Here is a 12,290-nt window from a genome sequence, read left to right as displayed (position 1 = left end):
TTGATAACAAGGAGCCCTCTACCCATGAGCAATGACGCAACTACGTTGGCTGAAAAGCTGCGTGACCCCGACTTCGTACCCCCGCTGTCACAAGCTGTGCCCCTGGGCATTCAGCACGTGTTGGCCATGTTTGTGTCCAACTTCACACCGGCCATCATTGTGGGCCTGGCAGCAGGCTACAGTTTTGGTTCGCCTGATTTGGTGTTTTTGATTCAAATGTCCATGCTGTTTGCCGGCATTGCGACCTTGTTTCAAACAATAGGCTTTGGCCCAGTTGGCGCGCGCTTGCCCATCATGCAAGGTACCAGCTTTGCGTTCATTCCAATCATGATCCCAGTCGTTAAGACCGCTGGTATGGGTGCCTTGTTTGGCGGTATTGTGGTGGGCGGTATCTTCCACTTCTTCTTGGGCCGCGTGATTGGCAAGATTCGCCACTGGTTTCCACCACTGGTAACCGGTTTGGTGGTACTCACCATTGGTTTGTCGCTAATCCCGGTTGGTATTGAATACGCCGCAGGTGGCGTGCCCCTGAAGGGCAAGCCAGGCTTTGGTGGTTTTGACCACTGGCTGCTGGCCATGGTGGTGATCGTGGTCACCCTGGGCGTCAAGTTTTACGTCAAGGGCGTGTTGGCCTCTGCTGCCGTGCTAATCGGTATTTTGGCGGGCTACTTGTGCGGCGTTGCCATGGGCATGGTGAACTTTGGCGGCGTGGCAAGAGCAGGCTGGTTTGAGGTGCCCGTGCCATTCAAGTATGGTTTTGAGTTCAACATTGCAGCTGTGGTGGGCATGTGTGCCATGGCAGTGGTGTCGGCCATCGAAACCGTGGGCGATGTATCAGGTATTACCAAGGGTGGTGCTGGTCGTGAAGCCACAGAAAAAGAGCTGCAGGGCGCTACCTATGCCGACGGCTTGGGTACCGCGGTAGCAGGCGTGTTTGGCGGTTTGCCCAACACCTCATTCAGCCAAAACGTTGGCTTGATCGCCATCACTGGTGTGATGAGCCGCTTTGTGGTGACACTGGGCGCTTGTTTCCTGATCCTGTGTGGCTTGATCCCCAAAATTGGCGCATTGGTGGCTTCTATGCCTATCGCTGTATTGGGTGGTGGCGTGATTGTGATGTTTGGTATGGTCGCTGCCGCTGGTTTGTCCATGTTGGCAGACGTCAAGTGGAATCAGCGCAATATGCTGATTTTTGCGGTGTCTCTGTCTGTAGGCTTGGGTTTGAAAGCCGTGCCAGAGGCCTTGCAGTATTTGCCTGTTGACTTGAAGAACTTGCTGGTAACCGGCTTGTTGCCAGTGGCCTTCCTGGCGATCTTGTTGCACATGCTGTTGCCCAAGATTGACGGCGATACCGCCGAGTAATGTGATGTGCTGGCGTCGGTAAACGGCGCTGGTAAAAAGCCCCGCACAGGCGACTGTGGCGGGGCTTTTTCGTGTGGTCAGTGGGATGAGCCGACACTAAAGCCGGCAACGCCATGATTGTTATGTGGTCTCGGGTTTGCCAATCTTGTCCTGCGTTTGCGTATCAAAGTCACTGGCGTCGTGCCGCTCATGCAGCTGGCTAGAGGGCTCACCCCATGCGCGGTTAACTTTGCGTCCGCGTTGTACAGCAGGGCGTTGTGCAATCTCATCTGTCCAGCGCAACACGTTGGTGTACTCATGCACGCTTAAAAACTCACCGGCCTCGTATAACTGGCCTTTGACCATGGCGCCGTACCAGGGCCATATCGCTATATCGGCCACGGTGTATTCGTCACCTGCAACATAGCGGTGCTGTGCCAGCTGGCGGTCTAGCACGTCCAATTGGCGTTTCACTTCCATGGCGTAGCGGTTGATGGGGTATTCAAACTTGGCCGGTGCGTAGGCGTAAAAATGGCCAAAGCCACCACCCAAAAACGGCGCGCTACCCATTTGCCAAAACAACCAGGACAAACATGCTGCACGCTCAGCACCTGCAGTGGGTAAAAACGCGCCAAACTTCTCGGCCAAATATTGCAATATCGCGCCAGACTCAAATACACAGATAGGCTGGTCGGCGCTGTGGTCAACCAGTGCGGGTATTTTGGAGTTGGGGTTGGCTGCTACAAAGCCACTGCCAAACTGCTGTCCCTCGTTGATACGAACAAGCCACGCGTCGTACTCGGCACCGGTGTGACCAAGCTCCAGCAACTCTTCCAGCATCACCGTGACCTTCACACCATTGGGCGTGGCCAGTGAGTACACCTGAAGCGGGTGTTTGCCAACCGGCAGCTCTTTGTCGTGCGTTGCACCGGCTACCGGGCGGTTGATATTGGCAAACTGTCCACCATTGGCGGCGTCAAAAGTCCAAACCTTGGGCGGTGTGTAGTCGGTAGTGTGTGTCATCTGGCTTTGTTCAAACGTCAATATTGCCAGCACGCAAAGCGTTGGTCTCAATGAAGATGCGCCGTGGCTCCACCTCGTCACCCATTAGCATGGTGAAGACCTTGTCGGCTTCAATCATGTCTTCGATGCGTACTTGAAGCAGGCGTCGCACCGCTGGGTCCATGGTGGTTTCCCACAGTTGGGAGGGGTTCATCTCGCCCAAGCCCTTGTAGCGCTGTCGGCTGGTCGCGCTGTTGGCCTGAGCCAATAGCCACTCCATGGCTTCACGGAAGTCACCCGTGGTGGTGCTTTTTTGACGCTCACCTTCGCCGCGCGTAACGCTGGCACCTTCGCTTAGAAGACCTTTAAGCGTTTGCGCTGCCTGGCTTAAGCGGGCGTAGTCCGCACCATGCACAAAATCTTGCGTGATGGCGCTGGCGCGAGTGTTGCCGTGGTGTTGGCGGCTGATGCGGATAAAGGGCTTGTCACTGCGCGCGTCAAACTCGCCAGTGGCGGTGGCATCTTGCAGTTTGGTTTGCAACAGGGCTGCACTGCTTTGTGCGCCTTCAAGTGTTTCCAGCTTGATTTCCACGCCGTCAGCAATTGCCTCTAGTGCATCTCTATCCATAAACATGGACAAACGCGCCACGACAGCTTGTGCTTCCTGGTGAATGCGCGCCAACTCTGTGAGCTCGTCGCCTACCAGGGTGCGGCTGTTGGCCCCGCCTGTGTGTACGGTCGCATCGCGCAATGCAATGCGCAGCAAAAAGCCGTCCAGTGCAGCACCGTCTTTGAGGTATTGCTCTTCTTTGCCTGCCTTTACCTTGTAAAGAGGCGGCTGCGCAATGTAGATGTGGCCGCGCTCAACCAGCTCAGGCATTTGGCGGTAGAACAGCGTGAGCAGCAGCGTGCGAATGTGCGCGCCATCCACGTCCGCGTCGGTCATGATGATGATGCGGTGGTAGCGCAGCTTGTCTGGGTTGAAGTCGTCAGAGTTGCTCTTGCCATCGCCCGCGCTCACTTTGCCAATGCCTGTACCCAGTGCAGTGATGAGCGTGAGAATTTCGTTGCTGGTCAGCAGCTTTTCGTAGCGTGCCTTTTCAACGTTCAGGATTTTGCCGCGCAATGGCAAAATCGCTTGAAACTTGCGGTCACGACCCTGCTTGGCTGAGCCACCCGCAGAGTCGCCCTCCACCAGGTAAATTTCGCACAGCGCCGGGTCTTTTTCTTGGCAGTCGGCCAGCTTGCCTGGCATGCCCATGCCGTCAAGAACGCCTTTGCGACGCGTCATATCGCGGGCTTTGCGCGCGGCTTCACGGGCACGCGCGGCTTCAATAATCTTGCCGCAAATGGTTTTGGCGTCGTTGGGGCGCTCTTGCAGGTAGTCGGCCAGCAAGCGGCTCACAATGTCCTCGACTGGACCGCGCACTTCGCTGGACACCAACTTGTCTTTGGTCTGGCTGGAAAACTTGGGCTCAGGCACTTTGACCGACAACACGCAGCACAAGCCTTCGCGCATGTCGTCACCTGTGACTTCAACCTTGGCTTTTTTGGCCAACTCGTTTTCGGTGATGTATTTGCTGATGACGCGGGTCATGGCAGCGCGCAAACCGGTCAGGTGCGTACCGCCATCGCGCTGTGGGATGTTGTTGGTAAAGCACAGCACTTGCTCGTTAAAGCCGCTGTTCCACTGCATGGCGACTTCCACGCCCACGTTGGTACCCTGGTCGCTATCGCGGTCGCCCATGGCGTGAAACACGTTGGGGTGTAACACCGTTTTGCTGGTGTTGATGAACTCAACAAAGCCCTGCACACCACCTGCGCCTGAGAAGTCGTCTTCCTTGCCCGTGCGTTCATCTTTGAGCTGAATGCGCACACCATTGTTCAAGAAGCTCAGCTCGCGCAAGCGCTTGGCCAAAATGTCGTAATGGAAGTCGTTGTTTTGCTGAAAGATCTCTGTATCTGGCAAAAAGTGCACTTCGGTGCCGCGCTTGTCTGTCTTGCCGGTAACCTTGATGGGTGAAGTCTCTACGCCGTCCACCAATTCGATATCGCGGTTTTGTAGCACGCCGCGGGCAAATTCGGCGCTGTGTACCTTGCCGTTGCGTCGAATGGTCAGGCGCAGCCAAACAGACAAGCCGTTGACACAAGACACGCCCACACCGTGCAGGCCTCCAGAGACTTTGTAACTGTTCTGGTTGAACTTGCCGCCAGCGTGCAACTCGGTCAGCGCAATCTCACAAGCACTGCGCTTGGGCTCGTGCTTGTCGTCCATTTTGACGTCGGTTGGAATGCCGCGCCCGTTATCAACCACTGAGATGGAGTTGTCAGAGTGTATGGTGACCACGATGTCATCGCAGTGTCCAGCCAGTGCCTCGTCAATGGAGTTGTCCACCACCTCAAATACCAGGTGGTGCAAGCCAGTGCCGTCTGATGTATCACCAATGTACATACCTGGGCGTTTGCGTACGGCTTCCAAGCCTTCAAGAATTTGAATAGAGCCCGCACCGTAAGCGTCTAAATCTGGTGTGGGTGTTGGTGGCGTCGAGTCCTGGGTCATTTATCTATCTTTTTCTTTGCAGTTGGCACGGCGTTGGCAGCTAGGGCTGCTTGCCGCCCAACCAGTGCGCAGTTGCGCTGAGGGGGCAGTGGCCTGCGGCGCACTGCTGGCACCACAGGCAAGTGGTGAATTGGCCTAAATGCGCATGGGCATGACAACGTACTTGAAGTCGTCGCTGTCAGGCAGTGTGATGAGCGCGGAGCTGTTGCCGTCAGACAGGCTTAAGCGCACCATGTCTTGGCTCATGTTGGCCAACACGTCCATTAGGTACGTCACGTTAAAGCCAATTTCAATGGCGTCGCCGCCGTAGTCAATGTCCAGCTCGTCAGTGGCTTCTTCTTGCTCGGCGTTGCTGGACGCCACGCGCAACACGCCGGGCTCAATGTTGAGACGCACACCTTTGAACTTGTCTGAGGTCATGATGGCCGTGCGCTGCAGCGTGGCCAACAGGGTCTGGCGGCCCAGAATAATTTCGTTGGTGTGGTTGCGCGGTATGACACGGTTGTAGTCTGGGAACTTGCCCTCCACCAACTTGGTGACAAACTCCATGCCATCAAATGCAAACTTGGCTTGGTTGCCTGCGAACTGCATGTTGATGGTGCCCTCTTTGTCGCTGAGCAAACGCTGCAACTCCAACACAGTTTTGCGCGGCAAAATCACTTCCTGCTTGTTGGGCACGGCCTCGTCCAGGGTGGCGCTGGCAAAAGCCAAGCGGTGACCGTCTGTGGCTACCAAGCTGAGTGTGGTGCCTTCAGCCACAAACAAAATACCGTTGAGGTAGTAGCGAATGTCGTGCACAGCCATGGAGAAGGCCACGCGGCTCATCAGGCCTTTAAGCGTTTGCTGTGGCACGCTGAACACGGGGCCAAAGTTGGCCGCCTCTTGCACCAGCGGGAAGTCTGCTGCAGGTTGGCTTTGCAGCGTAAAGCGGCTCTTGCCGCCCTTGAGCACCAGCTTGCCTGCGTTGGCTTCAAGGCTAACGGTCTGGTCGGCTGGCATGGTGCGCAAGATGTCAATGACTTTGCGTGCGCCAACAGTGGTGGCGAACTCGCCTTCGTCGCCGCCAAGCTCAGCCTGTGTGCGAATTTGAATTTCCAAGTCACTGGTGGTGAGCGTGACGTTACCGCCTACTTTTTGCAACATCACGTTGGCCAGAATAGGCAGCGTTTGACGCCGCTCGACAATACCCGCTACAGCCTGCAATGAGGCCAACACCGTGTCCTGGGTTGACTTGAAAACAATCATCAGAAATCCTTATGTGAGTTCACGCAAACGCATTTGGCGCTTGGCAATTTCGCTAACCTGCTATTTTCGCTTGTTTTTGCCCTAATTTGCCCTGCCAGCCTTGATTTCAGTGGCTTTTTGCTGCATTTTTAGTGCTGTTCAGTGGCAGCACAGTGCCTAGCCTTTAAGCGTTTGCTCCAGCACGTGCAGCTGCTGGTTGAGTTCGGTGTTTTGGCCCCGCTCAGACGCCATTTTGCGCACGGCGTGCAGTACCGTGGTGTGGTCCCGCCCGCCGAATAGCTCGCCAATTTCGGGCAAACTTTTCTGGGTGAGCTCCTTGGCCAGGTACATGGCAATTTGCCTGGGTCTGGCAATGTTGGCAGGGCGCTTCTTGGAGTACATGTCGGCGACTTTGATTTTGTAAAAATCAGCCACCGTTTTCTGTATGTTCTCCACTGACACTTGTCGGTTTTGTATGGACAACAAGTCGCGCAAAGCCTCTTTGGCCAGCACAATCGAAATGTCTTTCTGGTTGAACCGTGAGTACGCCAAAATCTTGCGCAGCGCGCCTTCAAGCTCGCGCACGTTGGAGCGCACGTTTTTGGCAACAAAAAACGCCACATCCTCAGGCATGTTGGCACCTTCTGCCGCCGCCTTGTTGATCAAAATGGCAACGCGCATCTCCAGCTCTGGAGGTTCTATCGCAACGGTTAGCCCAGAGTCAAAGCGAGACACCAAGCGCTCGTGTATGTCGGCCAAACCTTTGGGATAGGTGTCGCTGGTCATCACAATGTGTGATTTTTTGGCCAGCAACGCCTCAAACGCGTTGAAGAACTCCTCTTGCGTGCGCTCCTTGTTGGCAAAAAACTGCACATCGTCAATCAGCAACAAATCAAGCGAGTGGTAGCGGGCCTTGAACTCGTCAAATGCCTTGCGCTGGTAGGCTTTAACCACATCCGACACAAACTGCTCGGCGTGTATGTAGAGAACTTTGGCATTGGCCTGATCTGCAATCAAATGATTGCCTATGGCGTGCATCAAGTGCGTCTTGCCCAAACCCACGCCGCCGTAGATGAACAAGGGGTTGTACAGCTGCCCCAACTGGCTGGCCACGTGCATGGCTGCAGCGCGTGCCATGCGGTTGGCGCTACCCTCAACCAGGGTGTCAAAAGTGAGTGCTGGGTTTAATCGGCTCTTGTGGCCGTCATCGGGCAATGTGTGCACGCTGGGCACGTCTAGACCCTCTGCCAAGACATCATTGCTCGCTTGACTGTGCGCAAAGGCTCGAGCAGAAGAGCTAGACAATTTGGGAGATTGACGCGGAGTGAGTGCTAACTCAACCACCACATCCTGACCAGCTAGCTGGCTTAGTACGGCGCTTATTTTTTGAACGTACTGGCTGCGAATCCAGTCTAGTTTGAAGCGATTGGCGACTTGCAAAGTGACCTGTAACGGCTCTGTGCTGACGGCCGCTGCCAGCGGGCGAATCCAGGTGTTGAACTGCTGATCAGGGATTTGCTGCGCTAAAAAATCAACGCAGCTGGGCCACAATTGTTGCGCCCATTCAGTCGGGGCAATTGTGGAAATGGAGTTATCTGACATGCAAAAAGCCGGTTGCGCCACACGCCGTCGGCCTGTGGATAGTTATTCTTTATGGGTCGCAAATTGTAGTGCCAAAACAAAGTTATCCACAACCCGGGGTCTGTACTCTTGACACAATGCACAGCGCTTGCTGCAGATTTACTGTGCGCCCGGTTGGTGGCGCAAGTGCCATGTGAACCGTTAATTTTTACAGGCCAGGCCCAGCATTTGTGCCACACAGTTGGATAAGCCCGGAAAATTTGCGATAATGCTAGGTTTCCCGCGTCACAAGCGGCAATTTTTTCAATCTCTCGGATGTCATCATGAAGCGTACATATCAACCCTCCAAAATTCGTCGCGCACGCACCCACGGTTTCTTGGTGCGCATGAAAACAAAGGGCGGCCGTGCGGTTATTGCAGCTCGCCGCGCCAAGGGTCGCAAGCGTTTAGGCCTGTAATCCTCGGCTTGTTTAGCCCAAAAAGCTCGCACAAGCGCACCAAAAGCCTTGTCTATCTTGCAAAGGCTGACCAAGCCCAAGCAGTTTCAAGCGGCAATGGCTAAATCGCCCGTGCTGCACACCGCGCACTTTGCACTACACGCAGCTCCAGTAGCCAGCGTGCAAGGGCTGGCCATAGAGCCGGCCATTGGCGTTGTGTTGCCCAAACGCTGGGCGAAACGCGCGGTGACACGCAATGGCATGCGCCGCCACATCTACGCACAGTTTGGCCTGCAAGCCGCCCAGCTGCCGGATGCAGCCTTTGTTGTGCGCCTGAAGCGCAGCTTCTCGCGTGAGCAGTTCATCAGCGCATGGTCCAAGCCATTGGCTGAAGCGGTGCGTGCAGAACTGGCGTACATGGCTGCGTTTTGCACCACTGACGGGCTAAAGCTCACACGTGGCGCTGCGCACAAGCCGGCAGATGCAGCGCCGGCAGGTACGCCACCGTGAAAGCCGCATTGCAATACCTATGGCAGGTGCCCAGGCGCCTGTTGGTCGGCTTTGTAAAAGCTTACCGTTTGCTGCTCAGCCCTTGGCTTGGCAACAGCTGCCGCTTTGAGCCCACCTGCTCTGTGTACGCTATAGAAGCCTACGAGCGTCACGGTGCCGTGGTAGGCTCTGCGCTCACGGCCTCGCGGCTGCTGCGCTGTCAGCCATGGTGCAAAGGCGGACACGACCCAGTACCTGAGTCTGTGCGCATGCCCACTCCCCGTTTATTCACTGGGCTTATTGCCCGCGCTACAAAAAAGTCATCCTCATGAACGAAATTCGTCGCTCTTTACTATGGGCCGTGTTCGGTATTTCCCTGGTTATGTTGTGGGACCAATGGCAGATTCACAACGGCAATGCGCCCATGTTCTTTAGCCAGCCGACCGCCAGCCAACAGGCGACGTCAGCCAATGAGGCCGGTACTGCAGCGACTACCAGCACTGTGCCTAGTGCAACAGCAGCGGCCAACGGCCAAGCTGCGCAAGCCGTACCCAGTGCCAATGCGCCAGCTGTTCAAGAGCTGTTGACAATCTCCTCAGACGTGTTGGACCTGACCTTTGACGCGGTAGGCGGTAACCTGGTAGGTGCGCAGCTGCTAAAGCATGCGGCCGACGTGGGCGGCAAAAAAGGCGAGCAAACGCCACTGACCTTGCTGACACAAACGCCTGCGCACACCTATGTCGTGCAAAGCGGTTTAACGGGTGCCATGCCCAACCACACCACCCGCATGACGCCAGTGGTAGGTGCGACGCAACTGCAAGACGGCCAGGACAGCTTGGAAGTGCGCTTTGAGTCAGACATGGTTAATGGCGTGCAACTCGTTAAAACCTACACCGTCAAACGCGGCGACTACACGCTTGACGTGCGTTTTGATGTGTTGAATAGCAGCGGCCAAACCGTGTCGCCACAGTTGTATGTGCAATTGGCGCGCGATGGCTCAAGCGCTGAGTCAGAAACACCCTTCTACAAAACCTTTACAGGCCCGGCCTTTTACAGTGACGAGCAAAAATACCAAAAGGTAGATTTTGACGACATCACCAAAAAAGAAACAGACTTTGCGGTGAACGCCAGCTCTGGTTTTGTGGCCATGGTGCAGCACTACTTTGCCACCGCCTGGGTACTGCCCCAAGGCCAAGCGCGTGAAAACTACGTTGCCAAGTTCCCATCCGGCATCTACACAGCAGGCAGCCGCGCCGCGTTGCCCGCAGTGGCACCCGACCAAACCCAGTCTATACAAACGCGTTTGTTTGTAGGCCCGCAACAAGAGACCATGCTTGAGACCATTACCCCCGGCCTTGAGCTGGTGAAGGACTATGGCTGGGTCACTATTTTGGCCAAGCCGCTGTACTGGTTGCTGGACAAAATCCACGGCCTTGTAGGCAACTGGGGCTGGGCCATTGTGTTGCTGGTGGTCGTCATTAAGGCGGCCTTTTACTGGCTCAACGCCAAGGCCTACCAAAGCATGGGCAAGATGAAGGCCCTGAGTCCACGCATTACCGAAATGCGCGAGCGCTTGAAAGACAAGCCACAACAAATGCAGCAGGAAATGATGCGCATTTACCGCGAAGAAAAAGTCAACCCGCTGGGTGGCTGCTTGCCCATCATGGTGCAGATTCCAGTGTTTATTGCGCTGTACTGGGTGCTGTTGTCCAGCGTTGAAATGCGCAACGCACCATGGGTGCTGTGGATTTCCGACCTGTCGACCAAAGACCCATTCTTTATTTTGCCCATCATCATGACGGCCACCACCTTCGTGCAAACGGCGCTCAACCCAACGCCGCCAGATGCGCTGCAAGCCAAGCTGATGTGGATCATGCCCATGGCTTTCTCGGTGATGTTTTTCTTCTTCCCTGCCGGCTTGGTGTTGTACTGGATTACTAACAACACGCTGACCATTGTGCAGCAGTGGCACATTAATAAAAAGATGGGCGTTGAGATGAAGTTCAAGCTGCCTAGCTTCAAATAACCAACAGGCCACAGGCCTGCACGCAAAGGCCGCCGCTGCACAGTAGGCGGCCTTTTTTTATGCGGCGCAATCTACACCCACTGACTGAATGATTCAAGCATGCTGACCAACCACCTAGACCCCATTGTTGCCGTGGCCACAGCGCCAGGGCGTGGCGCGGTAGGCATTGTGCGTGTGTCGTGTGCCACTGATAGCTTTGACGCCTACGTGCAAGCCCTGCTAGGGCGTCCATTAACGCCGCGCATGGCCACCTACGGCGTGTTTCCAGACGACGCTGGCCAAGCCATTGACCACGGCTTGGCCATTGCATTTGTAGCCCCGCACTCGTACACGGGTGAGTGTGTGCTAGAGCTACAAGCCCACGGTGGCCCTGCCGTGTTGCAGCTGCTGGTGGCACGCTGCCTAGAAGTGGCCCAGCAGCAAGTCAGTGGCCAAGCGTTGCTGCCCAACTTGCGCTTGGCCCAGCCGGGTGAATTTACCCAGCGCGCATTTTTAAACGGCAAGCTAGATTTGGCCCAAGCCGAGGCCGTGGCCGACTTGATAGACGCCAGCACAGCCCAAGCCGTGCGCTCAGCGGCGCGCTCACTCAGCGGTGCGTTTTCTGGCGAGGTTGCACAGCTGCGTGAGCAGTTGGTCAAACTGCGCATGCTGGTAGAGGCCACGCTGGACTTTCCAGAAGAAGAAATTGACTTTTTACAAAAGGCCGATGCCAGCGGCCAGCTTGCCAGGCTACAAGCCCAGCTGGCGCACGTGATGCACCAAACCCAGCAAGGCGTGTTGCTGCGCGAAGGCATTACGGTGGTGATTGCAGGCCAGCCCAACGCGGGTAAAAGCTCTTTGCTCAATGCCTTGGCTGGTGCCGAGCTAGCCATTGTTACGGCTATTGCCGGCACCACCAGAGACGTGGTGCAGCAAACCATACAAATCAATGGCGTGCCCGTGCACATACTAGACACAGCCGGTCTGCGCGACAGCCACGACGAGGTAGAGCAAATTGGCATTGCCAAGGCCTGGGCAGAAATTGAAAAGGCCGACGCCGTGTTGTTTGTGTATGACGCAAGCCAAGCCCACAACCCCCACACCCAAGCCGCCAACAACGCCTTGCGCGCGCGACTGCCCAGCGGCCTACCCGTGTTGTCTGTGTGGAACAAGTGCGATATTGCCCGGCCCGCAGCCAGCCTCATAGCGGCAGATACACATGTGGTGTTGTCAGCCAAAACTGGCGACGGTTTGCAAGCACTGCGTGAAACTTTATTGAAGTGGGCGGGCTGGGACACACCTGCAGAAGGTTTGTACATGGCCAGAAAGCGCCATGTTGTGGCCTTGCAAACCGTATCTGCCCACTTGCAAGCCGCCGCAGTGTGGCTAGACCAACACGCAGGTGACCACTTAGACCTCTTGGCTGAAGAGTTGCGCATGGCCCAAGCAGCCTTGGGCGAAATCACCGGCGAGTTCAGCGCCGACGATTTATTGGGCGAGATCTTCTCTCGGTTTTGTATCGGCAAATAATGCGGGCGTCAGCACAGGCTGCGCCTGTGAGCACCACCTGTTAAGCCAGCATGACGCTGGCTTTTTTGTGCGCAACCACCGCACCAAACCACCGTAACTAACAGCCGCACCTAGTCACCTC

Annotated in this window: 10 protein-coding genes; 6 read left to right on the top strand and 4 right to left on the bottom strand. The window is 55.9% G+C overall.

The window, feature by feature from the left end:
- Positions 1–24: 24 nt before the first annotated feature.
- A complete protein-coding gene (locus LN050_08605; GenBank protein ID UFS55838.1) occupies positions 25–1,362 on the top strand; it encodes a purine permease in 1,338 nt (445 codons plus the stop codon).
- 120 nt (positions 1,363–1,482) lie between these two features.
- On the opposite strand, the gene yghU is transcribed toward LN050_08605, so the two are convergent.
- The 4 genes from yghU to dnaA all read right to left on the bottom strand — a co-directional run bounded on the left by yghU (position 1,483) and on the right by dnaA (position 7,729).
- Positions 1,483–2,364, bottom strand: a complete 882-nt coding sequence (yghU, locus tag LN050_08600; GenBank protein ID UFS55837.1) for a glutathione-dependent disulfide-bond oxidoreductase — start codon at positions 2,362–2,364, stop codon at positions 1,483–1,485.
- Between the two features lie 10 nt (positions 2,365–2,374).
- The gene (gene gyrB, locus LN050_08595) at positions 2,375–4,903 is read right to left on the bottom strand and encodes a DNA topoisomerase (ATP-hydrolyzing) subunit B (GenBank protein ID UFS55836.1); all 2,529 of its coding nucleotides are present in this window, start codon (positions 4,901–4,903) and stop codon (positions 2,375–2,377) included.
- Positions 4,904–5,038: 135 nt separating this feature from the next.
- Positions 5,039–6,148, bottom strand: coding sequence for a DNA polymerase III subunit beta (gene dnaN, locus LN050_08590; protein UFS55835.1), 1,110 nt, complete (start codon positions 6,146–6,148; stop codon positions 5,039–5,041).
- 156 nt (positions 6,149–6,304) lie between these two features.
- A complete protein-coding gene (gene dnaA, locus LN050_08585; GenBank protein ID UFS55834.1) occupies positions 6,305–7,729 on the bottom strand; it encodes a chromosomal replication initiator protein DnaA in 1,425 nt (474 codons plus the stop codon).
- A gap of 302 nt (positions 7,730–8,031) precedes the next feature.
- Here dnaA and rpmH point away from each other — a divergent pair, with 302 nt between their 5' ends.
- From rpmH to mnmE, 5 genes are all read left to right on the top strand, one after another.
- Complete coding sequence (gene rpmH / locus LN050_08580) at positions 8,032–8,166, top strand: 50S ribosomal protein L34 (protein ID UFS55833.1); 135 nt, start codon at positions 8,032–8,034, stop codon at positions 8,164–8,166.
- A 48-nt stretch (positions 8,167–8,214) separates the two neighbouring features.
- Complete coding sequence (locus LN050_08575) at positions 8,215–8,655, top strand: ribonuclease P protein component (protein UFS55832.1); 441 nt, start codon at positions 8,215–8,217, stop codon at positions 8,653–8,655.
- Positions 8,656–8,681: 26 nt separating this feature from the next.
- Positions 8,682–8,966, top strand: a complete 285-nt coding sequence (gene yidD, locus LN050_08570; GenBank protein UFS57373.1) for a membrane protein insertion efficiency factor YidD — start codon at positions 8,682–8,684, stop codon at positions 8,964–8,966.
- On the top strand, positions 8,963–10,660 hold the full coding sequence (gene yidC, locus LN050_08565; GenBank protein UFS55831.1) for a membrane protein insertase YidC: 1,698 nt from the start codon (positions 8,963–8,965) through the stop codon (positions 10,658–10,660). The genes yidD and yidC overlap by 4 nt, the downstream gene beginning before the upstream one ends.
- Before the next feature lie 99 nt (positions 10,661–10,759).
- Positions 10,760–12,169 carry a tRNA uridine-5-carboxymethylaminomethyl(34) synthesis GTPase MnmE gene (gene mnmE / locus LN050_08560; GenBank protein ID UFS55830.1) on the top strand — a complete coding sequence of 470 codons (1,410 nt, stop codon included), beginning with the start codon at positions 10,760–10,762 and terminating at the stop codon, positions 12,167–12,169.
- Positions 12,170–12,290: the final 121 nt, after the last annotated feature.

The organism is Comamonadaceae bacterium M7527, from assembly GCA_021044545.1.
Taxonomy (GTDB): Bacteria; Pseudomonadota; Gammaproteobacteria; order Burkholderiales; family Burkholderiaceae_C; genus RS62.
This window is presented reverse-complemented; position numbering and strand designations above follow the sequence as displayed.

What these genes read in the sequence shown, in the direction of transcription:
- LN050_08605 (UFS55838.1), top strand. Translation starts at nt 25, where the DNA reads ATGAGCAATGACGCAACTACGTTGGCTGAAAAGCTGCGTGACCCCGAC.
- dnaN (UFS55835.1), bottom strand. Translation starts at nt 6,148, where the DNA reads ATGATTGTTTTCAAGTCAACCCAGGACACGGTGTTGGCCTCATTGCAG.
- yghU (UFS55837.1), bottom strand. Translation starts at nt 2,364, where the DNA reads ATGACACACACTACCGACTACACACCGCCCAAGGTTTGGACTTTTGAC.
- dnaA (UFS55834.1), bottom strand. Translation starts at nt 7,729, where the DNA reads ATGTCAGATAACTCCATTTCCACAATTGCCCCGACTGAATGGGCGCAA.
- rpmH (UFS55833.1), top strand. Translation starts at nt 8,032, where the DNA reads ATGAAGCGTACATATCAACCCTCCAAAATTCGTCGCGCACGCACCCAC.
- yidC (UFS55831.1), top strand. Translation starts at nt 8,963, where the DNA reads ATGAACGAAATTCGTCGCTCTTTACTATGGGCCGTGTTCGGTATTTCC.
- gyrB (UFS55836.1), bottom strand. Translation starts at nt 4,903, where the DNA reads ATGACCCAGGACTCGACGCCACCAACACCCACACCAGATTTAGACGCT.
- mnmE (UFS55830.1), top strand. Translation starts at nt 10,760, where the DNA reads ATGCTGACCAACCACCTAGACCCCATTGTTGCCGTGGCCACAGCGCCA.